Here is a 23,160-nt window from a genome sequence, read left to right on the forward strand (position 1 = left end):
TGGCGGGCCGCAGCCGACGGGATTGGTGTCGAGACGGCTGCGGGCGCTACGCCGCCTGTTGCACCAGGGACGTGAGTCGAGGGACCTGGATGCCGATCTGCGCGCGGTTGCCGATCCGGACGAGGATCAATGTCTGGACCTGGGCCGTCGCGGCCTGCCGGTCGGCCTGTGCCGGCTGCAGGGTCACCTCGCTGCGCCTGCCGACAGCCAGGCCCGGCTGCGGCTGGAGTTTCTGCCTGCGGACAGCACCGAGGCCCGGCATGTGTTGGACGCGATGCTGCCGCGGCCGGGGCGCTTCGAAATCACGGTTTATATCCCGACCTGGTGCACGCGCGTGCGCTGGCAGCTGCGGGACCCGCAGCGGCGGTCCCCGCGGACCGAGGCGGGCGTGGGGACGGAACCGGCGCCGTGCCGGTTCTACGCCCATGTCCATTTGCTGCGGTTGCGCTACCTGGGTCTGGGCGCAACCCTGCGTTTCGTCGCCAGCGATGAGCTGCGTCTGCGGCCCTTGCTGCATTGGCTGGTGTGGTTCTTGACGCAGCGTTGGCGTCGTCGTCCAAAGCTGCATTCCTCAGACCGGTCGCCGCGTAGCTATGCGGCGTTGTGCGCCCGCGCGGAAGCGGATCCGCTGCAGGTGGGGGACGAGGTGCGCGCACATATCGCGCGCATGCCCGAGCGGCCGCTGTTCACCCTGGTACTGGATGCCGCCGATGCCGACGCGGCTTGGGTGCAGGAGACGGTGGACAGCGTGACCGCCCAGCTATGGCCCCACTGGCAGCTTGAGATCCTGGGTGCGATTGCCGCGAAGTTGCCGCTGGCGCAAGGCGAGCGCATTCGAATTCACGCGGCGGGTGCCAGCCCGGCCCGGGTGATCGAGGACGTGACGCAGGGCTACCTCATCCGCCTGCGCGCGGGTGATCGAGTCCGGCCGCTGGCCCTGTACTTTGTGGCGGCCGAGCATCAGCTTCATCCCGAGGCCGTGCTGATCTACACCGACGAGGACGGCCTGAACGCACGAGGCGAGCGGGTCGAACCGCGGCTGAAATCGCAATGGAATCCGGAACTGCTGGAATCGCACGATTACATCGGTGCGCTGGCGGCGCTGCAGATTGCCGCGCTGCGCGGCTGCGGCGGCTGGCGCGAAGAGCTGGGCGGCATGGCGTATTACGACCTGCTGCTGCGCCTGACCCGCAATATGTCGGCCGACCGCATCCGTCATGTGCCGGTGATCGGCTGCTCGCGACCCGCCGCCTGCCTGACCGAGGAGCGGTTGGACGCGACCTGCAGCGCGCTGCAGGCGTACTGGCAGGACCTGCCCGGCTGCGAAGTGAGCGCCGGCCTTGTCCCCGGCCAGCTGCGCGTGCGCAGACCCTTGCCCAAGCCGGCACCGCGCGTGAGCGTGATCGTGCCCACACGCGATGGCGACGCGCACCTGCGCGTGTGCGTGGACAGCCTGCTGCGACTCACCGATTACCCGAACTACGAACTGATCCTGGTCGACAACCAGAGCCGTCACGCCGCGACCCTGGCCTACCTGGAGGTGCTGGCAGGCGATCCGCGCGTGCGCGTGCTGCCGTTCGACGCGGCGTTCAACTTCTCCGCCATCTGCAATCTAGCGGTGACTGCGGCCAGCGGCACGGTGGTGGTGCTGCTCAACGACGACACCGAGGTGTTGTCCGCGGGCTGGTTGCGCGAAATGGTCTCGCTGGCGGTGCGACCGGACGTGGGCGCCGTGGGCGCCAAGCTGTACTTCCCGGACGGCACCCTCCAGCACGGCGGCGTGGCGCTGGGCATCGGCGGGGTAGCGGGGCATGTGCACTGGGGCGCGCCGCGCAATGACGATGGCTATCTGGGGCGGCTCAAGGCGGTGCAGGCGGTCGGTGCCGTCACCGGTGCCTGCCTGGCGGTGAGTCGCGACAAATATCTGGCCGTCGGCGGCATGGACGAGGCGCATCTGCGCGTGGCGCTGAACGATATCGATCTGTGCCTGAAGCTGGCCGAGCGCGGCTGGCGCTGCGTGTGGACGCCCTACGCCGAGCTGGTGCATCACGAATCGAAGTCGCGCGGCCGCGACACCACGCCGGAGAAACGCGCGCTGTTCGCGCGTGAACACGCCACCATGCGCCAGCGCTGGCAGCATCGCCTGGACGCCGATCCCTACTATCATCCCTGGCTGTCGCGTCGCGATCTCGACCTGCGGCTCGAAGACCATCCGGCCCTGCACAGTCCTTGGTGGGACGATGAGCCGGCACTGCAGAAATCCCTCCAAACCTCCTCCGCACCGGTGTCATGGCAGGCCTGAAACCGCTCGAAGGCGCGATCACCGCGATCGGCGGCGAGACGCTGGGTGGCTGGGTCGATCCGGCAGGCCGACCCGAGCCGCTGGTGCTGTTGTTGACGGTCGACGGCGCCGAGCGGACCAGGACGGTCCTGGGGGCGCCGGTGGCTTCGGCCAGCGGCGACCATTCGCGGCGTGCGTTCCGCTTTCATCTGCCGGCCGATGCACCCTTGCAGGCCGGCGATCGCGTCGTGATCTCAGAAGCCGCGAGCGGCGCGGTGCTGCGCGGTTGCCCGTTGGTGTTCGACGGCCCCGCTGCCAAGGCCATCGAGAAGCGCGCTGCCACCGAGCCGACCCCCGAAGAGATCGAGGAGATGCGCGCGTTGATCGCGGCGCTGCCGCGACCCGGACAGCGCACCCAGTGGACCGTGTTCGGCAGTGCGCTCAAGGCCTTCGTGCTGCGCGAACTGCGCGACCGCTTCGGGCGTTCCCGCTCGGCCTTCATCTGGGCGATCCTGCAGCCGATGATTTTCATGGTGGGCCTGACCGCGATCCGCCACGCCCTGGGTCGCGGCCGCGAGGACATCTACGGCGTCAGCGGCATGTATTTCTTCTGGCTGGGCGTGGTGCCGTTCTTCATGTTTCTGCACGGTTTCAACCGCTGCCTGGGCGCCACGCGCAGCTATCGCGGGCTGTACCAGTTTCGCCAGGTGCAACCGTTCGACGTGCTGCTGGTGCGTGTGCTGTTCGAGTTTCTGACCATGATCGTGGTGTTTGCGCTGCTGCTCAGCGGCTTCGTCTGGTTCGGCCAGGACATCTCGGCCGACAACTGGCTGCTGTTCGGCGCCACCGTGGCCACCATGTTCGTGTTTACTCTGGGGATGGGGCTGCTGGCGGATGTCTGCGTGGTGAAGCTGCCGGAATCGCGCCAGGTCATCGGGGTGCTGGAACGCCCGCTGTTCCTGATCTCGGGGGTGTTCTTCACCATCGACCAAGTGCCGCCCGGCGTGCGCGAATGGCTGCTGTGGAACCCACTGCTGCACGGCGTGGACCTGGCGCGTGGCGCCATGCTGCACAAGTACGATCCGCTCGGGAGCTGGATGTATCTGCTGGGATCGGCGCTGGTCGCGATGTTGCTGGGCCTGGCGGCGTACCGGCGTTACCGGCGCGACCTGATCGGGCAATGATGCGGCCATGATCGAACTGGATCACGTCAGCAAGTGGTACGACCTGCCGCGCGGCGGCCGTCACCACGTCTACCGCGATCTGTGTCTGCGCCTGCCGGCCAGAACCAATATCGGCATTCTCGGCCGCAACGGCGCCGGCAAGTCCACTCTGATCCGCATGCTGGCGGGAATCGACCCTCCAAGCGCCGGCAGCATTCGCACCCAGGGCCGGGTGTCGCCGCCGATCGGCGTCAGCGGTGGACTGTCGAGCTGGCTGACCGGGGCGGAGAATGCCAAGTTCGTGTGCCGCATCTTCGGCGACAGCGACGAGGTGATGAGGCAACGCATGGCCTTCGTCAAGGAGTTCGCGCAGCTCGGGGATTTCTTCCAACAGCCGATCCGCACCTATTCGTCCGGCATGCGCGCGCGCTTCGGCTTTGCGGTCAGCATGGCGTTCGATTACGACTACTATCTGGTGGATGAAGTCACCGCGGTCGGCGACGAGCGTTTCCGCCGTCGCGCCAACGCCATGTTCGCATCCAAACGCGGCATGGCCGGGATCCTGCTGGTCAGCCACAACGTCGACAGCCTGCGCGAGCAATGCACGGTCGGCTTGCATATCAGTGGCGGGGTGGTGCGATATTTCGACGACATCAATGAGGCGATCTCCGCCTATCGCAAGGACAATCGATGAGGGACCGCTTGCTGGCTCTGCTGCGCCGTCGCTGGGCCTACGCCGGCATCGTGCTGCTGCCGACGCTGCTGCTGGGCGCCTACTATCTGCTGCTGTCCACCGACCGTTACGTCAGCGATACCCGCCTGATCGTGGAAGGCGACGATCCTGCCGGCATGGCGACCATCGCTCTGGGACTGCTTACGCCCAACGCATCGGGTTCGGCGCTGGACGCCGAGCTGGTCAAGAGTTTCATCCTGAGCCCGGCGATGCTGGATCATCTGCAGGAGACGCTGGATCTGCGCGCGCACTATTCGTCGCCGACGCTCGATCCGTTCTCGCGTATGGCGGCGGACGCGTCGTCCGAGCGCTTCCTCAAGCACTATCTGAATTACGTTGCGGTAGAGATCGACGAGGCCGCGCCCATCATTCGGTTGCGCGTGCAGGCGTTCGACCGCGCCTATGCCCAGCGCCTGTCGGCGGCGATCGCAGAGCGCGCCGAGCGTTTCGTCAACGAGGTGGGGCAGAGCCTGGCGCGCGAGCAGGTCGCCTTCGTGCAGGGCGAGCTGGACAAGACCGATCGGCGCCTGCGCGAGGAGACCGCGCGACTGGTGAATCTGCAGAACCGGAACCGAATGCTCGATCCGGTGCTGGAGAGCCAGGCGGTGGCGCAGATCATCGGCGGCCTGCAACAGGAGCTTTCGCGCGCGCGCACCGAACTGAAAGCCTTGCAGAGCTTCATGAGTCCGACCGCTTCGGAAGTGGTGTCTCAGCGCAAGAAGATTGCCGCCATCCAGAGCCAGATCGAGCAGGAACGCGGCAAGCAGGTCAAGGCCGGCGACACCCAACCGCTCAACGATCTGGTGCTGCAGTTCAAGGAGCGTGAATTGGCGCTACAGGTCGCTACCGACGTCTATCAGGGCAGCCTGCGCAGTCTGGAGGCGGCCAAACTCGATGCCTCACGCAAGGTCAAGCATCTGGTCAGGGTGTCGGGGCCGACGCTGCCGGAGGCCTCGCTGATGCCGCGCCGCTCCTATAACGTGACGACCCTGTTTTTCTTTCTCAATCTGCTTTACCTGATCGGGGGGCTGCTGATCGCCTCGATCCGCGATCACATGGAATGATCATGAAGGTTGCCCTTGCCCATCTGCTCGCCTCGACGCTGCTCGGTGCGGCGAGCCTGTCTGCGGCCTTGGCTCAGCAGGTCGATCCGCGCAATGGCATCCCGTTTCCGGGTCAGGCCGAGAACCAGACCTCGCAGACCCAGAACCAGACCTCGCAGCAAAGCCAGCAGACCGCACCGCGCATGCCGACACCGGAACCGCTGTTCGGCGACCGCGAGCAGCAGAGGCTGCAGTATTCCGATCCGCTGCGGTCCGAGCGCCAGGCCGACACCCGGCAGGCGCCGCCGGTGCCGGAGGCGTTGTACTCGGAAGAATGGCTGAGCCAGAGCGCGGTGTTCGGCAGCAGCCTGTTCCAGGGCCGCTTCGCCCAGGAGTCCTTCCGCGGCTTCAACCCCGATTACCTCATCAGCGTCGGCGATCAGGTCGACGTTCAGCTGTGGGGTGCGGTGGACGGACAGCTGCAACTGCAGGTCGACGCGCAAGGTAATCTGTTCATCCCGCGGGTCGGGCCGGTGCGCGTGGTCAACGTGCGCAACGGCGAGCTCAACGAGCACGTACTGCGCGAGGTGCGCAAGGTGTACCGGGAGGATGTCGGCGTCTACGCCACGCTGGCCAGCGCGGTGCCGGTCAAGGTGTTCGTGTCCGGGTTCGCACGGCGCCCCGGTCTGTACCCGGGTTATGCCTCGGATTCCATCCTCAATTTCATCGACCGCGCCGGCGGCGTCGACCCTGCGTCCGGCAGCTACCTGGACGTGCGGGTGTTGCGCGGCGACAAGCTGGTGACCGCGGTCAATCTCTACGATTTCCTCACCCGCGGCCGCCTGCCGCAGATCCAGCTGCGCGACGGCGACAGCATCTTCATCGGCCCGATCGGTCCCACCGTGCGCATCGAGGGCCTGGTGGCGAGCCCGGCACAGTTCGAGTTCCGCCCGCCGACCAGCATCGCCCAGATGCTGCAGATGGCCGGAATCAGCGGGCGTGCCACCCACGTCAGCCTGACCCGCAACCAGGGCACCAGGCGCGAAGCGGTCTACGTGCCGGTGGGCGATCCGCTGCTGAACGGCCCGGCGGTAACCGGCGACCTCATCGAAGTGGTGGCCGATCGACTGGTCGGCCAGATCGCGGTGACCCTGGAAGGCGAACACGAGGGCGCCGGCCAGTATGTGCTGCCGTACTCGGCCACCCTGGCCGACCTGATCGCGCAGGTGAAATTTTCCGAGCAGTCGCGGCCGGAGAGCCTGCAATTGTTCCGGGTGAGCGTGGCAGCCCGACAAAAGCAGGTGCTCGACGAGATGCTCAACCGCCTGGAGCAGGCGGTCCTGTCGGCGCGGTCGGCGACCCGCGAGGAAGCCGAGCTGCGCACGCGCGAGGCCGAGCTGGTGCTGCAGTTCGTGGAGCGCGCGCGCGACATCGTGCCCAAGGGACAGGTGGTGTTGCCGCGCGACCTGGACCCCAGCACGATCGCGCTGGAGGACGGCGACGTGGTTCGCGTGCCACGCGACAGCCAACTGGTGAACGTGCACGGCGAGGTGTATCTGCCCAACGCTTTTGTCTGGCGCAAGGGCTATCACGTGCGCGATTACATCAATCAGGCGGGGGGGCTGATCCAGCGCTCTTCGGCCGACCGCGTGCTGCTGATCCGCCAGTCGGGGGAGATCGCTTCCGAAAACGGTCAGGGTTTCGTGATGTCGACCCGGGTCGAGCCGGGCGATGAGATCATGATCCTGCCGGCCGTGGACACCAAGCGCTTCCAGTTCGGCAAGGACGTGGTGCAGGTGATCTACCAGATCGCCATCGCCGCCGGCGTGCTGGCACGGCTGTAACCGCACGTTCCGGGCGCCGGCCGGAGAATTGGCCGAGGTCGGTTTCGGGCGCGATCCCGGCAGCTTATAATCGCCGGGTTAGGCGGGGTGCCGAATCCGGGTTGGCGCTCTTACCCAGGTCCCCGCCGGACGTCAATACGATCCTCCAGGGGGCTTGATTCTGATGAGCACGCAAAGCGTGGCCGCCGCCGCGGCGCCGGGTGTGGACCCGGGCCGCCGGCGATTTCTGACACTGGCGACCAGCGGCGTAGGCGCCATCGGCGCCGGCTTCGTGGCCTGGCCCTTTCTGGCTTCGCTCAAACCCAGCGAGCGCGCCAAGGCGCTCGGTGCTCCGGTGACCGTCGACGTGTCGGCCCTGGGCGAAGGGCAGCTGCTGATCGTGGGCTGGCGCGGCAAGCCGGTGTGGATCGTCAAGCGCACACCGGAGATGATCGCCAGCCTGTCCAAGGTCACCGACGAGCTGGCGGATCCGGACAGCGAGCAGCCGCAGCAACCGAGCTACATCACCGGCGCCGAGCGCTCCATCAAGCCGGAGCTGCTGGTCATGATCGGGTCCTGCACGCATCTGGGCTGTTCGCCCAGCTTCCGTCCCAACACGCCGGCGCCCGAGATCGCAGCGGACTGGCAGGGCGGCTTCTATTGCCCCTGCCACGGTTCCAAGTTCGACCTGTCGGGTCGCGTATACGCCGGCGTCCCGGCGCCGATCAATTTGGCCGTTCCGCCGCATCGTTACGACGGTGACAACACCATCGTGATCGGCGAAGACCCGGTCGCGGCCTGAAGGACGAAAACAGAACATGGCTATCGTTCCCAATCCGTACAAGACCACCGGCTTCCTCGGCTGGATCGACGACCGCTTCCCGCTGACCAAGCTGTGGAAGGATCACCTGACCGAGTATTACGCGCCGAAGAACTTCAACTTCTGGTACTACTTCGGCTCGCTGGCGCTGCTGGTGCTGGTCAACCAGCTGCTCACCGGCATCTGGCTGGCCATGCACTACAAGCCGGACGCCGCGCTGGCCTTCGGCTCGGTCGAATACATCATGCGCGACGTGCCCTGGGGCAACATCCTCAGGTACATGCACTCCACCGGCGCCAGCATGTTCTTCGTGGTGGTGTACCTGCACATGTTTCGCGGCCTGATCTACGGCAGCTACAAGAAGCCGCGCGAACTGATCTGGATCTTCGGCTGCCTGATCTTCCTGGTGCTGATGGCCGAAGGCTTCGCCGGTTACGTGCTGCCCTGGGGCCAGATGAGCTACTGGGGTGCCAACGTCATCTTCAATCTGTTCGGCACCATCCCGGTGATCGGGCCCGATCTGGTGGTATGGATTCAGGGCGATTACATCCCGGCCGATGCCACGCTCAACCGCCTGTTCTCGCTGCACGTGGTGCTGCTGCCCTTCGCCCTGGTGGGCCTGGTGGTGGCGCATCTGATCGCATTGCACGAGGTCGGGTCCAACAACCCCGACGGCGTCGAGATCAAGAAGCACAAGAACGAAAACGGCGTTCCGCTGGACGGCATTCCGTTTCACCCTTACTACACGGTCAAGGACATCGTCGGCGTGGTGGTCTTCCTGATCATCTTCGCCAGCCTGATCTGTTTCGCGCCGGACGGCGGTGGTTATCTGCTGGAGAAGCCCAACTTCCAGGAAGCCAACCCGCTGGTCACGCCCGAGCACATCGCGCCAGCCTGGTACTTCGGTGCCTTCTACGCGATGTTGCGCGCCACCCCGTCCATGTTCGGTTCCGCGCTGCCGGGCGTGATCGTGATGTTTGCCGCGGTGCTGATCCTGTTCGTGCTGCCCTGGCTGGACAAGAACCCGATCAAGTCGATCCGCTACAAGGGCATGATCACCAAGGTCACCACGGTGGTGTTCGGCGTCAATTACATGATGCTCAACTACCTCGGGATGCAGGCGCCGACCGATCTGGGCACGCTGCTGTCGCAGATCGGTACGGTGTATTACTTCTACTTCTTCTTCAGCCTGCTGTTCATTCATAAACTCGAAAAATCCAAGCCGGTGCCGGAGAGGGTGACCGCATGAAGCTCCTGTCTCCCATCAGCAAGATGCTGACCTGTTCCCTGCTGATCGCCGGTGCCCTGTTCGGCGGCAGCGTGCTGGCGGCCGGCGGAGGCGCCTTGCCCTACGGCTACGAGGCCGATGTCGGCAACCTGCCGTCGGTGCAGCGCGGCGCCAAATACTTCATGGCGTACTGCTCGGGATGCCATTCGATGCAGTACATGCGCTACAGCCGGGTGGCGCAGGACCTGCAGATTCCCGAAGAAATGCTGCAGGCGAATCTGATGTTCACCAGCGACAAGATCGGCGACACCATCGTCAGCGCCATGCCCAAAGAAAAGGGCAAGGAATGGTTTGGCCAGTTGCCGCCGGACTTGACGCTGGAGACCCGGGCGCGCGGAGAAGACTGGGTCTACAGCTATCTCAAGAGTTTCTACGTCGACCCCGCACGCCCCCTGGGCGTCAACAATCTGGTGCTGGCCGGTGCGTCGATGCCGCATGTGCTGTGGGAACTGCAGGGCTGGCAGGTGCCGGCCACGCACGAGCATGACGAGGGTGGCGAGGACAGCCACGGCGGCCATGACGACCCTTTCGAGATCGTGCAGGCCGGTAGCCTGGAGCCGCGCGACTACGACAAGTTTGTCGGCGATCTGGTCAACTTCATGGCCTATGCCGCCGAGCCGGGCCGGTCTGCCCGACAGGCCCTGGGCGTCAAGGTGCTGGTGTACCTGTTCGTCCTGCTCGGCTTTGCCTTCCTGCTGAAAAAGGAATACTGGCGCGACGTGCACTGATCGCCCCCGCAGATTGATTTGGAAGCCGGCCTCGCGCCGGCTTTTTCTTGGGCGCATCGGCGGTCCGGCACCGCGGTGCGGTCGCTTTCCGCCTTCGGCCGGGCTGCTCCATGGGCACCGTGGCGAATCCCCGCATTCCGGCAACGCCCAGGATTTGCTTGCCGGGGACCGCGCGGTGCACATTGGTGGCCGGCCCGGGACGACGCAGACGAGCGACGCCATGGCATTGCGCAGCAAATCCAAGTACGTGCCGGCGGCCAAGCCGGCATCCAACGCAGGCGTCACGCTTTACTGCACCGACACCGGCACGGCCTGCCACTGGGTCCGTCTGGTGCTGTGCGAAAAAGATGTGCCCGGCGTGCGGGTGCGTGTGCAGCGCCCCGCCGGCTTCGACGAGGACCTGGCCACCATCAATCCGATGCGCAGTCTGCCAACCTTGACCGACCGCGAGACGGTGATCTACCCGGCTCGCTTGATCGCGGAATTTCTCGATGAGCGCTACCCGCATCCGCCGATGATGCCGCCGGAAGCTTCGGCACGCGCACGCCTGCGCATGGCCATGCAGCAACTCGAACAGGAGTGGATGAGCCTGGTCGGCGAAGTCGAAAGCGGCGCCGCTGCGGCAGCGCGTGCTGCGCGCAAGCAATTGGGCGATCGTCTGGCCGCCAGCGCGCGACTGTTTCCTTCGCGCGGATGGTTTCTGGGGCTGGAGTACGGCATCGCCGATTGCGCCTGGGCTGCGCTGCTGTGGCGCCTGGGCTCGCTGAAAATGCAGATGCCCGCAGGCACCGACCCGATCCGCCGTTACGCCGAGCGTGTTTTCGCGCGTCCCGCTTTCGCGACCAGCCTGGTCGACGCGCAACGGCCGGCCGGTCGGGTGCAAAGGCCTTAGAATCGCGGGATGAACCATCGATCCCGCCGGCCCTATCTGATCCGTGCCATCTACGACTGGGCGACCGATAACGGCTTCACTCCGCATCTGCTGGTGGCGGCCGACGTCGAGGGCGTGAACGTGCCGCGCGAATACGTGCAGGAAGGCCGCATCACTCTGAACGTCAGCCCGATGGCGGTGCAGAACCTGGACCTGCAGTCCGACCCGATCTGGTTTTCCGCGCGTTTCTCGGGCCGCGGATTCGAGGTGACCGTGCCGGTCGGCGCGGTGCTGGCGGTGTTTGCGCGCGAGAACGGCGAGGGCATCGTGTTCGGCGATGTCGAGTCGCCGCTGCCGCCCGATACCGTGCCGGAGTCCACCGCCAGTGCCGGCGAGACGCCGCCCAAACCCAAACCGGGCCGCAGTCATCTGCGCGTGGTGAAGTAGCCCGCGCGATCCCGTCGCAACGGCGCGAGGATGTGGAATGCATCTCGCAGCGCGGCGGCAGACAGCCGCCGTCTTTGCGTTCCGCGGCGCCTACACCGGATGCTTGAACCCCGGTTCCCGGCTTGTCCGCGACGGAGCGGTATCGGAGCCTTCCGATGCATCCGGTAGCGTCTTGCCCGGATTGAGGATGCCGGCGGGATCGAACACCACCTTGATCGCCCGCATCAAGGCCAGGCTGGGTGCATCGATTTCCCAATTCACGTAAGCGCGCTTTTCGATGCCCACGCCGTGTTCGCCGGACAGGCTGCCGCCCAAGGACAGCACCAGCTCGAACAGGGCGTGCAGGCAGGCCTCGATGGCCCGCGACTGCGCGCTGTCGAGCGGGTCGGCCAGCAGGTTCACGTGCAGGTTGCCGTTGCCGGCGTGGCCGAAGCTGACGACGCGCAAACCGTGGTCCGTGGACAGTTTGCGCAGGCCGGCCACCAGTGTGGGCAGCTGGGTGACGGGGACCACCACGTCCTCGTTGACCTTGCGCGGTGCCAGCTTGCGCAAAGAGGGCGACAGCGCCTTGCGCGCCGCCCACAGGTCCTCGGATTCGGCGGCGGTGGCGGCCTGCCGCAGCTCCAACAGTCCGGTGGTCCCGGCCGCTGCTGCAACCGCGGCGGTGTCGGCTTCCAGTCCGTCGCCGTCGCCATCGATATCGATCAACAGCAGCGCGCCGGTGCGCTCCGGGATGCCGCAATCGCGCCAGGCTTGCGCCAGCGCCACGGCATCGCCGTCGAAGAACTCGAGTGCGCAGGGCGTGGCGGGCTGGCCCATGATGCGGGTCACCGCGGCGATCGCGCTGGCGACGTCGCTATAGGCCGCGCGCAGGGTGCGCTTGTGCGGCGGGCGCGGCAGCAGTTTGAGGGCGGCCCGCGTGATCAACGCCAGCGTGCCTTCGCTGCCGATCAACAGCCGCGTCAAGTCGTAACCGACTACGCCCTTGGTGGTCAGGCTGCCGCAGCGCAGTCGCTGCCCGGCGCCGGTGACCGCGCTCAGGCCCAGCACGTTCTCGCGCGCGGTTCCGTACTTGACTGCGCGCGGCCCGCCGGCGCCGCAGGCCAGATTGCCGCCGACGGTGGAGTAGTCGGCGCTGGTCGGGTCCGGTGCCCAGAACAGCCCATGCGCTGCCGCGGCGCGCTGGACGTCGCCGTTGAGACAACCCGCCTCGCATTCGATCAGCCGATCACCCGGCGACAGTCGCAGGATGCGGTTCATGCGCTCCATCGACAGCACGATGCCGCCGTCGACCGGCACGCTGGCGCCGGTGGTATTGGTGCCGCGACCGCGCACGGTCAACGGCACGCGCCGATCGCGGCAGGCCTCGACGACGCGCACGACCTCGTCCTCGTCCAGCGCGAACACCACCGCCTGCGGTGCCACCACGCGACGCGAATTGTCGTAGCCGTAGGCCAGGCAATCGGCGGGATCGGTGAGCAGACGGCCGGCAGGCCAGTGCGCAGACAATGCGGCGATGGCGGCGCGGGCGCGATCCAGGCTGTCGGCGGTGTCTTTGGGGCGGTTCATGTCGGTTTGCCGAAAAGCGATTCACGCAAAGGCGCAAGGAAAAGCGCAAAGACACAACGGGTAAACGAGAGGCAAGGAAACCGGCGGCCGGACCCTACAGTTCACTCGTTCCCGGCCGGATTTCGCGAATTGTCCCACGATGCTCTCTGTGCCATTGCGCTGCACTTGGCGTCTTTGCGTGAAATGATTCCGGCCGTCCGGCGGGACCTTCAAAGCTCACACCTGCGCGTCGAACGCCGCCGGTATCCACTCGATCCGGTCCTGTGCGTCCAGGGTCACCACGTCGAAACGGATCGCCATGCGCGCCCAGTCCGGTCTGCGCGCCAGCAGTCCCAGCGTGGCGCGCACGATGCGCGCCTGCTTGCGGCGGTCCACCGATTCGGCGCCGCCGCCGTAGCCTGCGTGGCTGCGCTTGCGCACCTCGACGATTACCAGGACGTCGCGCTCGCGCATGACCAGGTCCAGTTCGCCGCCGGGCGCGCGCAGATTGCGGTCCACCAGGTGCAGGCCGCGCGACAACAGGTAATTCAAGGCGAGGTCTTCGGCCTCGGCGCCTTTCACGTCAGGTGCCGGCAACCGCGCGGCCCTCGACCACGCGGCTGCAGTCGAGCGTGCGAATGACGCGCCCGCCGGGCGCCACTTGCAGGCGGCCGGTGGCACCGGCGAGGTCCTGCATGCGATGCAAGTTGCCACCGAGCATGCCGCGCGCCAGCTCAAAAGCGTCGCGCCCCAGCGCGAACAGCCGCGGCTGCGTGCGCACCGGAAAGGGGAAATTGAGTGCGTCGCGTGCGCGCTGATCGTCCACCGCGCCACCGCCGGACATCACCCAGGGCATGTCGCACAGTTTGAGGCCCTCGAGCTGCTCGTCCACGCGCCCCGAGTGCGCGGCCGAGATCACATAGGTGGTCAGGCTGCCGGCGCGGAAGAACGCGAGCTGCGGCGACAGGGCGCGAATCTCCTCGGCACGCAGCGGCGCAAACAGCAGATTGGCGTCCTGACGCGGCCGCGGCTCGAACTCGCTGGGCACACCCAGCACCTGCGTCAGTTGCTGGTGGCGCGAGCGGCTGCCTTCGAGCCGCAGCAGCTGGCGCATGGCGTCGCCGAAATCCTGCGTGCCGGATTTCACGCGCACGCTGTCGAGCACGCGGCCGCCCTGGCTGACGAAGGTTTCGGTGAACGCCTGCAGCGCACGCGTGCCCCATTCGTTGTCGGGCACCAGCGCCAGTGCCTGGCGGCGGCCACTGGCCAGGGCGTCCACCGCGGCGGCACGCGCTTCGTCTTCGGGCGCCAAGCCGAACTGCAGCGCGCCGGATAGCGGCTGGTCGACGTAATTCAGTGCGATCCACGGACGCGGCGTGCCTTGTCGCGCGATGATCGCCACCGCCGGTTTGGTCAACGGTCCGACGATCAGATCGGCGCCGTCGAGCACGGCGGTCTCCCAGGCCACCAGCGCGGCGCCAGCATCGCCGCGGGTATCGTAAAAGCGCAGGCTTGGCCGCGGTGCGGGGGCGCCGAACCAGGCTGCGGCCATGCCGTCGCGCGCCGCGCTGCCGGCTGCACCCAGGCTTCCGCTCAGCGGTAACAGCACCGCCAAGCGGCCGCCGACCGCGCCAAGGCCGGGTATCGACAGGGCTGGCGGCGCCTGCGCTTGCGCCGAGCCGCCGCCGGGAAATCGCACCTGCGCCATCCACGACGAGGCGGGGTGGCCGGGATTGCGCCGCGACCACGCCGAGATCGCCTCGCCGGTCGGACCCTGCTGCAGCACCCGCGCGGCGTCCAGCCAGCCGCGTACCATGGGCGGCTGCGTGTCAAGCGCGGCGATAGTGCGGCCAGGCAAGGGCGCGGCAAGCAGGCCGCGCCAGATGTCTTCGCGGTTGTCGGCCAGTTCGTCGGGCGAGCGCAGCCAGCGTTCGCGCTCCACCAGCGCCGCGACCGCCTGTGCGGGGTCGCCGTCGAGGAAGTACGCCCGCGCGCGCAGCGACTCCATGCGTGCGGCCAGCGCCGGCACGTGCTGGCTGGTAGGCGGCAGCGCGCGCAGCATGGTGCCCGGCTGGCGCCGGATCAGGCCGATCTCGGCGCGCACCAGTTGAATGCGGGCCAGTTGCATGCCGTCGGCCGAACCGCTCGGGATGCGCGACAGCGCTGCTTCGGCGGCACGATCGTCTCCCTGCGCCACCGCCTGTTCGGCGGTGCCGATCAGCGACAGCACCGCCGCAGCCGTCGGCGGTTGCGCCTGAATCGCGAGCGTCCAGACGCTCAGCCACAGAACGAAAGACCAGCGTGCAAGTGTCATCGCTAAAGTATCGCACGCAGCCTTGCCTGGCCTTCCCAACGGATCATGCTTTGACCTCTGCCTCCGAACACGACGCCGACATCCAGCCGGGCAGCCTCTATGTGGTGGCCACGCCCATCGGCAATCTGGGCGATCTGTCGCCGCGTGCGCGCGCGGTGCTGGCCGGAGTCAGTCGCATCGCAGCCGAAGATACGCGCACCACCGCGGTGTTGCTGCGCCACTGCGGCGTCGATACGCCGATGACCGCCTTGCACGACCATAACGAGGCCCAGGTCGTCGATGGCCTGGTCGCGCGGCTGCAGGCGGGCGAATCGCTGGCGCTGGTGTCGGATGCCGGCACCCCACTGATTTCGGATCCGGGTTTTCAGCTGGTGCGTGCGGCGCGCAACGCCGGCTGCGCGGTGCTGGCGGTACCGGGACCCTGTGCGGCCATCGCGGCCCTGTCCATCGCCGGGCTGCCCAGCGACAGTTTCCTGTTCGTGGGCTTTCTGCCGCCGAAGCCGGCGGCACGGCGGCAACGCATCGCCGAGCTGGCGCACGAACCGCGCACGGTGCTGCTTTACGAATCCAGTCACCGCGTTGTCGACAGTCTGGCCGACCTCGCTGCGGTGCTGGGCGAGCGCCCGCTGATGCTGGGCCGAGAACTCAGCAAGCGTTTCGAGCAGAGCGTGCTGTTACCGGCGACGGCGCTGACGCAGTGGATCGCCGAGGACCCCAATCGGCAGCGCGGCGAGTTCGTGCTGGCTATCTCCCCAGCGCCGGCCGCCGACAGCGACCAGGCCCGGGAAGCCCAACGTCTGCTGCGCGTGCTGCTGGCGGAAATGCCGGCGTCGCGCGCGGCGCGGGCCGTCGCCGCACTGACCGGTTTACGCAAGCAGGTGGTATACGAACTGGCCCTGGGGCTGGGCGGCGCCGACGCCAACGACGCCGACGCTACCGAAGGCGCGTAGAATCCGTCGCAGAGTCGGCTGAACGATCGCCGCCGTGAACCTGCAAGGGCTATCGGGGGAGGAAAGTCCGGGCTCCACAGGGCAGAGTGCCAGGTAACGCCTGGGCGCCGTGAGGCGACGGAAAGTGCAACAGAGAGCAAACCGCCGATGGCCCCTCGCAAGACGGGATCAGGCAAGGGTGAAACGGTGCGGTAAGAGCGCACCGCGAGTCTGGCAACAGACCGGCACGGCAAACCCCACTCGGAGCAAGACCAAATAGGGAAGGGTTGTCCTTCGGGGCAAACGCGTGGCCCACGCGCCTTCCGGGTAGGTTGCTGGAGCGCCGTGGCGACACGGCGCCTAGAGGAATGATCGTTCTCGACAGAACCCGGCTTACAGGCCGACTCGTTTTCTGATTTCGCTGCTGCTGATCATCGGCACCGAACCGGGGCTGCGGGGGCGGGCGGTTTCGCCCGCCCCCGCAGCCCGCAGCGGCGTCCGCGCGCCTGCGATGTCTGCCCCCCACATGAAGAACGCCCGACATCACCCTGTTTTTGGTGAAGTTATTGCTCGTTGTTAAGCCGACGGTAAGCGCTTGTTCAGGCAAGAAATATTGCTCCGATTTGGCTTGTAGGGGGTGACGACGTGGTTTATAGTGCCTCGAAGGGGTTATTTGTGGGCAATTGTGGGGAGTCTGTCCACATTCACTAGGGGCCGAACGTGTTCTCCGGGTCACATCAACTGACCATCGACGACAAGGGTCGCGTGGCGATCCCGGCCCGCTATCGCCAGGAGCTGGCCGATAGCTGCGGTTCGCAGCTGGTCGTCACCCGTGGGCCCAACCCCTGCCTGGAGCTCTACCCGGCGCCCGAGTTCCAGCGTCTGGCCGACGAAATCCAGAACATGGACGACCGCGACAGCGCCGAACTGCTCAAGAGCGTGTTCATCGGCTTTGCCTGCGAAACCGAGATCGACAAACAAGGCCGCGTGCTGCTGCCGCCGATGCTGCGGCGTTACGCGCGCTTCAACGGTTCGGGCGTGTTGATGGGTCAGATTCGGCGCTTCGATCTGTGGCCGGAGGAACTCTGGAACGAGCGCTTCGGCGAGGGTTCCGCGCTCGGCGAGCGCGTGACCGATGCGTTCCGGACCTTGAAGCGGTGACGGGCGCCGATGCTGCAATCATCTGCCGCCATCCCCTGCGTCCCGGCGGTGCTGGGCCATTCGACCTCGTTTCGTGGCGGTCATGGCATCCCGGCGACGGTGCCCCGGCGCGGACGTATTGAGCCGATGCCTGCGCACCGCCCGGTGATGCTTGATGAAGCGCTCGCCGGGCTCGCGCTCAAGGCTGGCGGAACTTACGTGGACGCCACGTTCGGGCGCGGCGGTCATAGCGCGGCGATCCTGACGCAGATCGGCCCGCACGGCGTTCTGCACGCGCTGGACCACGACCCTGAAGCCTGTCGTGCAGCGGCCTCGCAATTCGCCGGGCGCACCCGCTTTCACTTTCACCGGCGCAATTTTTCGGCGCTGGGTGCCTGGGCGCGCGAACAGCAGCTGGTGGGAAAGGTCGACGGTCTGCTGCTGGATCTGGGCGTGTCCTCCCCGCAGCTCGACGATGCGGCCCGCGGATTCTCGTTCGTCCACGACGGGCCGCTGGACATGCGCATGGATCCGGACGCGGGCATGCCCGCCGCGCACTGGCTGGCCACTGCCGAGGAGGGCGAGATCGCCGAAGTCCTGTGGACCTACGGCGAGGAGCGTGCCAGCCGCCGCATCGCGCGAAGACTGGTGGCGGCGCGCGCCGAGGCGCCGATCACGCGCACCACGCAGCTGGCGGAGCTGATTGCGCGTGCGGTGCCGGGCCCGCGCCAGAAAATTCATCCGGCCACGCGCAGCTTCCAGGCCATCCGCATCCACATCAACGGCGAGCTCGACGCGCTCAAGACTGCGCTGGACGCCAGCCTCGACTTGCTGGCTGGCGGCGGCCGGCTCGCCGTGATCAGCTTTCACTCGCTGGAAGATCGCATCGTCAAGCGTTTCGTCCGCGAGGCCTCTAGCGCGAAGCATGAAGCGTTCGACCCGACGCAGGTCCTGTACGACGCGCGTCTCGGCTCGGGTCCGACGGCGCCGGCGTTTCGCGTCGTCGGGCGCGTGTTTCCGTCGGACGCCGAATGTGCCGACAACCCGCGTGCGCGCAGCGCGGTGCTGCGGGTGGCGGAGCGTCGCCCGTGAACTACACCTGGCAGCGGCTGTACCTGGGACTGATCGAAGCGCGGCCGCACGGGATGATGCTGCCGCTGGTGCTGGCCGTGCTGGTGATGGGTTCGGCGCTATGGGCGGTACGCATCAAGCACGACAACCGCAGCCTCACCGGCGCGCTCGAACAGGCGCGGGTGGAACGCGATCGCCTGCAGATGGAGTGGTCGCAGTTGCAGCTCGAGGAAGCCGCGCTGTCGCACCACGCGCGCATCGAGGCGACCGCGCGCGAAAGTCTGGGCATGTCGGAGCCGCGCAACTACGTCATCGTCAAGACCTCGCGGCTGGAGACCGCACCGTGAGCGCGCACATCCAGCACAAGTTGCGGCCGGTGGCGATCTGGCGTCGCCTGCTGGTGTTGTCGGTGCTGGCCGTCGGCGCGGTGGGCGTCACCGCCAGAGCGTTTCACTTGCAGGTGATCGAGCGGGACTACTTGACCCAGAAGGGCACCGAGCGACAGGTTCGCACGGTGACGCTGCAGGGCCATCGGGCCGCCATCCGCGACCGCCGCGGCGAGCCGCTGGCGTTGTCCGCCCCGGTGGATTCGTTGTGGTGCGTGCCCTCGGCCTTGCTGGCGTCGCCCGAACACCTGGCCGCGGTGGCCAAGGTGTTGCGTCAGCAGCCCGCGACCCTGATGCGCTTTCTGCAGGAACGGGCCAAGCGCCAGTTCGTCTACATCGAGCGCGGACTGCCGCCGGACGAGGCGCGCCGGGTGCTGGCGCTGAAAGCGCCTGGGGTGTTCTCCACACGCGAGTACCGGCGCTACTACCCGGCGGGCGAAGTGGCAGGTCAGGTGGTGGGTTTTGCCGACGTCGACGGCAGGGGTCAGGAGGGCATGGAGCTGGCGCACGACGACAGCCTGCGCGGCAAGGATGGCTCGCGCCGGGTGATCCGCGACGCCCGCGGGCGCATCGTCGAAGACACCACCGATGCGGTACCGGCGCATCCCGGCGAAGACTTGTACCTGTCGATGGACTTGCGGCTGCAGTACCTGGCCTATCGCGAACTCAAGCAGGCGGTGCGCGAACACAAGGCCAAGGGCGGGCTGGTGGTGGTCGCCGATGCGCAGACCGGCGAGATTCTGGCGGTGGCCAGCCAGCCCGGCTACAACCCCAACAAGCCGGAGGACCGCAAGCCAGGACGCATGCGCAACCGCGCCATTGTCGATTCCTTCGAGCCCGGCTCCACCGTCAAACCTTTGCTGGTGGCGCAGGCACTGGAAATAGGCGCGGTGGTGCCGGGCACCCGCATCGACACCGGCGATGGCTGGATGCAGGTGGCGCGCCTGACCGTGCGCGACATCCACGCGCTGGGCACTGCCGACATCGGGCTGATCCTGGCCAAGTCGAGCAACGTCGGCGCCGCCAAGCTCGGCATCCAGATCGGTGCCGAGAACATCTGGCAGGGCTATCAGAAGTTCGGCCTGGGCGATCGGGTCGCCTCCGGCTTTCCGGGCGAAACCGCGCCGCTGCTGCGCCCTCCCTCGCAGTGGGGGCAGATCGCCACCGCCACCGCCTCCTACGGATACGGGCTGTCGGTGAACGCCTTGCATCTGGTGCGCGCTTATGCGGCGCTGGCCAACGACGGCCTGATGCCGCAGCTCAAGCTGGTCAGCGACGGCCGCCAGGCGCCTCCGCAGCGGGCGGTGAGCGCGCAAACGGCGCGTCAGGTGCGGCACATGCTGGAGCTGGTTACCGCGCAGGGCGGCACCGGCACGCGCGCCAACATTCCCGGCTATCACGTCGCCGGCAAGACCGGCACCGTGCGCAAGGTGGCGGCCACCGGCGGTTACGACGCCAAGCGCCACCAGTCGGTGTTCATCGGCATGGTGCCGGCACGCAAACCGCGCCTGATCGGTCTGGTGATGATCGACGAACCGGCCACTGGCGATTACTACGGTGGCGTGGTGTCGGCTCCGGTGTTCTCCACCGTGCTGCAGGGCGCGTTGCGCCTGCTGCAGATTGCGCCGGACGAGTGTGCCGAAGACTGCATGCCGTCGCAGTCCGGCCCGCAGGTTGCGATGCCCGACACCCTGCCGACGAGGCCGCGTTCTTGAACGCGCAGTCCGCGTGCATGCTCAGCGATCTGCTCGCAGGCCTGACCCCGGTTGCGCCTGCGATCGCGGTGCGCGGGCTGGCGCTCGATACGCGGCAATTGCGGTCCGGCGAGGCCTTCCTGGCCGTGCGCGGCACGCACGGTCACGGTCTGGCGCACTTGCCGCAGGCGCTGGCGCGTGGCGCCAGTGCCATCGTCTGGGAGCCCGCCGATGACCAGTCGCCGCCGCAGGCGCCGGTCCCCTGCGTGGAGGTTCAAGGCCTGTCGGTGCATGTTGGGGAGATCGCCGCGCGGTTCTTCGGCAGGCCTTCGGAATCGATGTTCGTGGCCGGCGTCACCGGCACCGATGGCAAGACCTCGACCGCCCATCTGATCGCGCAGGCGCTGGACCTGCTCGGCCGTCGCTGCGGCTATGTCGGCACGCTGGGCAGCGGCAGCCTGCAGCAGCTCGATGCCGCCACGCACACCACGCCGGACCCGGTGAGCCTGCAGGGATGCCTGGCGACGTTGCGGGACCAAGGCATCGGCGCCTGCGCCATGGAAGTGTCCTCGCATGCGCTGGAACAGAACCGTGTCGGTGCCGTGCGCTTCGCCGCGGCGGTGCTGACCAACCTCAGTCGCGATCACCTGGACTACCACGGCACGCTGGAGCGTTATGCCGCGGCCAAACGACGCCTGTTCGAAGTGGCCGACGGCCGGGCGTTGATCCTCAATCGCGACGATGCGATGGGCGCCGTGTGGATCGAGGCGATCCGGCCTACGCCCGAGCGTTCGCGCCTGCGCGTGTATGGAATTGATGGCGACGCTCCCGCACAAACGATGCCGTATGCGCTGGCGCGCGATGTACGACTGCACCCGCAGGGGCTGAGTTTCGAGCTGCAGACCGAGGCGGGGCAGGTCGCCTTGCACTCGACCCTGCTGGGCCGCTTCAACGTTTACAACCTGCTCGCTGCGGTCTCGGTACTGCGCGAGGCGGGCCGTTCCCTGTCGGAAATCGCCGAGGTGCTGGCGCAGGTGAAGACCGTGCCGGGCCGTATCGAGGCGTTTCGCGGCTCCGCTACACCCGCACTGGCGGTGGTGGATTACGCGCACACGCCCAAGGCGCTGGAACAGGTGTTGGACGCGTTGCGCGCACATACCGCTGGTGCCCTGCACTGCGTGTTCGGTTGCGGAGGCGATCGCGATCGCGGCAAGCGCGCGCTGATGGGCGAGGTCGCAGCAAGGCTGGCGGATCGGGTGACGATCACCGACGACAATCCGCGCAGCGAAGATCCGGCGTTGATCGTCGAAGCGATCCTGCAGGGTGTCGCCGCCGCGGATCGCAGCCGCGTGGCGGTCCAGCACGAGCGTGCGCGCGCCATCGAGCAGGCGCTGCATCAAGCGCTCGCCGGCGACGTGGTGCTGATCGCCGGCAAGGGTCATGAAGCCACCCAGACGTATGGCGACCGTGTCGTGCCTTTCAGCGATCGCGAGTTTGTCGCGAACTGCATGGGGGCGGCATGAGCGGCATGGCGCCCCTGTCGTGGTTTGCGCAGGTCGCGCAGGCGCAGCTGATCGGCGCGGACGCCGACGTGCAGCGCGTGGTGACCGATTCGCGCGCAGCGCAGGCCGGCGACCTCTACGTGGCGCTGCGCGGCGAGCGTTTCGATGGACATGATTTCGTGGGCGGGGCTGCAGGGAAGGGCGCGGTCGGTGCAATCGTGGTTCGCAGGCTCAACGCACCGGCCGCGCAACTTCTTGTGGACGATCCGCTGCAGGCGCTGCAGGCGGTGTCCGTTGCCTGGCGACGGCGCTTCGAAGTGCCGGTGGTGGCGATCACCGGCAGCAACGGCAAGACCACCACCAAACAGCTGCTGGCCGCGGTATGCGCGGCACGCGGGCCGGTGCTGGCGACGCGCGGCAATCTCAACAATCACATCGGCGTGCCGCTGAGCCTGCTGGAACTGCGCGACTCGCATCGCACCGCGGTGATCGAAATGGGCGCCAATCGTGCAGGCGAGATCGCGCTGCTGACGTCGCTGGCGCAACCGCAGATCGGGGTGGTGACACAGGCGGGCGATGCACACCTGGAAGGCTTCGGCAGCCGCGCAGGCGTGGCGCGCGCCAAGGGCGAACTGTTCGCCGGCCTGGGTGCGGACGGCATCGCGGTGATCAATGTCGATGACGATTACGCCGATCTCTGGCGTGGCATGGCGCGCGGTCGCCAGATCGGGTTCGGTTTGAATGCGACCGCCGATGTCGGTGCCAGTGACATCGTGGCCACCGCCACCGGCACGCGCTTCGAGCTGCGTGTTCCCGGCAGCACCGCCAGCGCCGAACTGCCGCTGCCGGGTCGACACAACGTCATGAACGCGCTGGCAGCGGCGGCCTGTGCGGCGGCGCTGGGTATGGATGCACCGCAGATCGCATCAGGTCTGGCTCGGGTGCAGGCGCCGCAGGGGCGGGTGGCGTGGAAGCGCACGCCGCAGGGCGCGCGCGTGATCGACGACAGCTACAACGCCAATCCCACTTCGATGCAGGCGGCGTTGGAACTGCTGGCGCAGCAGCCCGGCCAGCGCTGGGCGGTGCTCGGTGCCATGGCCGAGCTGGGGACAGATTCGGCGGCGTTGCACCAGGCCTGCGGGGCCAGTGCCAAGGCGCTGGGGATCGAGCGTCTGTGCACGGTCGGCGCAGCCGGTGCGGACTACGCACGCGGTTATGGAGAGTCGGCCGAACGCTATGCCGACGTAACGGTATTGAGTCAGCGGTTGGCTGCACAACTGGGTGAAGGCATCACGGTGCTGGTCAAGGGGTCGCGCTCGGCGCGGATGGAATTACTGGTCGCCGCGCTGTGTGGCGAGACCGCGCGAGAGACGCACTGA

At 67.4% G+C, this 23,160-nt stretch carries 20 protein-coding genes and 1 other RNA gene; 18 read left to right on the forward strand and 3 right to left on the reverse strand.

What is annotated here, in order from left to right; genetic code table 11:
- The first annotated feature begins 25 nt into the window (after nt 1–25).
- The 10 genes from ACOOHP_RS00355 to ACOOHP_RS00400 all read left to right on the forward strand — a co-directional run bounded on the left by ACOOHP_RS00355 (nt 26) and on the right by ACOOHP_RS00400 (nt 11,197).
- On the forward strand, nt 26–2,302 hold the full coding sequence (locus tag ACOOHP_RS00355; protein ID WP_420464483.1) for a glycosyltransferase family 2 protein: 2,277 nt from the start codon (nt 26–28) through the stop codon (nt 2,300–2,302).
- Complete coding sequence (locus tag ACOOHP_RS00360) at nt 2,290–3,465, forward strand: ABC transporter permease (protein WP_420464484.1); 1,176 nt, start codon at nt 2,290–2,292, stop codon at nt 3,463–3,465. The genes ACOOHP_RS00355 and ACOOHP_RS00360 overlap by 13 nt, the downstream gene beginning before the upstream one ends.
- A 7-nt stretch (nt 3,466–3,472) precedes the next feature.
- A complete protein-coding gene (locus ACOOHP_RS00365; RefSeq protein WP_420464485.1) occupies nt 3,473–4,138 on the forward strand; it encodes an ABC transporter ATP-binding protein in 666 nt (221 codons plus the stop codon).
- A complete protein-coding gene (locus ACOOHP_RS00370; protein WP_420464486.1) occupies nt 4,135–5,241 on the forward strand; it encodes a hypothetical protein in 1,107 nt (368 codons plus the stop codon). The genes ACOOHP_RS00365 and ACOOHP_RS00370 overlap by 4 nt, the downstream gene beginning before the upstream one ends.
- Nucleotides 5,242–5,243: 2 nt before the next feature.
- A complete protein-coding gene (locus ACOOHP_RS00375; RefSeq protein ID WP_420464487.1) occupies nt 5,244–7,064 on the forward strand; it encodes a polysaccharide biosynthesis/export family protein in 1,821 nt (606 codons plus the stop codon).
- Between the two features lie 163 nt (nt 7,065–7,227).
- Complete coding sequence (gene petA, locus ACOOHP_RS00380; protein WP_420464488.1) at nt 7,228–7,845, forward strand: ubiquinol-cytochrome c reductase iron-sulfur subunit; 618 nt, start codon at nt 7,228–7,230, stop codon at nt 7,843–7,845.
- A 16-nt stretch (nt 7,846–7,861) separates the two neighbouring features.
- The gene (locus ACOOHP_RS00385) at nt 7,862–9,112 is read left to right on the forward strand and encodes a cytochrome b (RefSeq protein ID WP_420464489.1); all 1,251 of its coding nucleotides are present in this window, start codon (nt 7,862–7,864) and stop codon (nt 9,110–9,112) included.
- Nucleotides 9,109–9,879: a cytochrome c1 gene (locus tag ACOOHP_RS00390; RefSeq protein ID WP_420464490.1), complete on the forward strand. Its 771-nt coding sequence runs from the start codon at nt 9,109–9,111 to the stop codon at nt 9,877–9,879. Before ACOOHP_RS00385 ends, ACOOHP_RS00390 begins: the two co-directional genes overlap by 4 nt.
- A 220-nt stretch (nt 9,880–10,099) precedes the next feature.
- Complete coding sequence (locus ACOOHP_RS00395; RefSeq protein ID WP_420464491.1) at nt 10,100–10,771, forward strand: glutathione S-transferase N-terminal domain-containing protein; 672 nt, start codon at nt 10,100–10,102, stop codon at nt 10,769–10,771.
- A gap of 9 nt (nt 10,772–10,780) precedes the next feature.
- Nucleotides 10,781–11,197, forward strand: a complete 417-nt coding sequence (locus ACOOHP_RS00400; RefSeq protein WP_420464492.1) for a ClpXP protease specificity-enhancing factor — start codon at nt 10,781–10,783, stop codon at nt 11,195–11,197.
- A 90-nt stretch (nt 11,198–11,287) separates the two neighbouring features.
- Here ACOOHP_RS00400 and ACOOHP_RS00405 read toward each other — a convergent pair whose 3' ends face one another.
- The 3 genes from ACOOHP_RS00405 to ACOOHP_RS00415 form a co-directional block, all read right to left on the reverse strand.
- Nucleotides 11,288–12,766, reverse strand: a complete 1,479-nt coding sequence (locus ACOOHP_RS00405; RefSeq protein ID WP_420464493.1) for an FAD-binding oxidoreductase — start codon at nt 12,764–12,766, stop codon at nt 11,288–11,290.
- A 216-nt stretch (nt 12,767–12,982) separates the two neighbouring features.
- Entirely contained in the window at nt 12,983–13,327 is a 345-nt protein-coding gene (locus ACOOHP_RS00410) for a YraN family protein (RefSeq protein ID WP_420464494.1), read from the reverse strand.
- Between the two features lies 1 nt (nt 13,328).
- Nucleotides 13,329–15,059 carry a penicillin-binding protein activator gene (locus ACOOHP_RS00415; protein ID WP_420464495.1) on the reverse strand — a complete coding sequence of 577 codons (1,731 nt, stop codon included), beginning with the start codon at nt 15,057–15,059 and terminating at the stop codon, nt 13,329–13,331.
- A 50-nt stretch (nt 15,060–15,109) separates the two neighbouring features.
- On the opposite strand from ACOOHP_RS00415, the gene rsmI reads away from it, so the two are divergent.
- The 8 genes from rsmI (at nt 15,110) to ACOOHP_RS00455 (ending at nt 23,160) form a co-directional block, all read left to right on the forward strand.
- Nucleotides 15,110–16,009 (forward strand): 16S rRNA (cytidine(1402)-2'-O)-methyltransferase, encoded by a 900-nt coding sequence (gene rsmI / locus ACOOHP_RS00420; protein WP_420464496.1) that lies wholly within the window; start codon nt 15,110–15,112, stop codon nt 16,007–16,009.
- 10 nt (nt 16,010–16,019) lie between these two features.
- Nucleotides 16,020–16,400: RNase P RNA component class A (rnpB, locus tag ACOOHP_RS00425), an RNA gene on the forward strand.
- Nucleotides 16,401–16,708: 308 nt separating this feature from the next.
- A complete protein-coding gene (mraZ, locus tag ACOOHP_RS00430) occupies nt 16,709–17,149 on the forward strand; it encodes a division/cell wall cluster transcriptional repressor MraZ (protein WP_420464497.1) in 441 nt (146 codons plus the stop codon).
- Between the two features lie 126 nt (nt 17,150–17,275).
- Complete coding sequence (gene rsmH / locus ACOOHP_RS00435; RefSeq protein ID WP_420464498.1) at nt 17,276–18,220, forward strand: 16S rRNA (cytosine(1402)-N(4))-methyltransferase RsmH; 945 nt, start codon at nt 17,276–17,278, stop codon at nt 18,218–18,220.
- A complete protein-coding gene (gene ftsL, locus ACOOHP_RS00440; RefSeq protein ID WP_420464499.1) occupies nt 18,217–18,546 on the forward strand; it encodes a cell division protein FtsL in 330 nt (109 codons plus the stop codon). Before rsmH ends, ftsL begins: the two co-directional genes overlap by 4 nt.
- A complete protein-coding gene (locus ACOOHP_RS00445) occupies nt 18,543–20,300 on the forward strand; it encodes a peptidoglycan D,D-transpeptidase FtsI family protein (protein WP_420464500.1) in 1,758 nt (585 codons plus the stop codon). Before ftsL ends, ACOOHP_RS00445 begins: the two co-directional genes overlap by 4 nt.
- Nucleotides 20,297–21,802: a UDP-N-acetylmuramoyl-L-alanyl-D-glutamate--2,6-diaminopimelate ligase gene (locus ACOOHP_RS00450; RefSeq protein ID WP_420464501.1), complete on the forward strand. Its 1,506-nt coding sequence runs from the start codon at nt 20,297–20,299 to the stop codon at nt 21,800–21,802. Before ACOOHP_RS00445 ends, ACOOHP_RS00450 begins: the two co-directional genes overlap by 4 nt.
- Nucleotides 21,799–23,160, forward strand: coding sequence for a UDP-N-acetylmuramoyl-tripeptide--D-alanyl-D-alanine ligase (locus ACOOHP_RS00455; RefSeq protein WP_420464502.1), 1,362 nt, complete (start codon nt 21,799–21,801; stop codon nt 23,158–23,160). The genes ACOOHP_RS00450 and ACOOHP_RS00455 overlap by 4 nt, the downstream gene beginning before the upstream one ends.

The sequence above is a fragment of the Panacagrimonas sp. genome (assembly GCF_965216805.1).
Classification (GTDB): Bacteria; Pseudomonadota; Gammaproteobacteria; order Nevskiales; family Nevskiaceae; genus Panacagrimonas.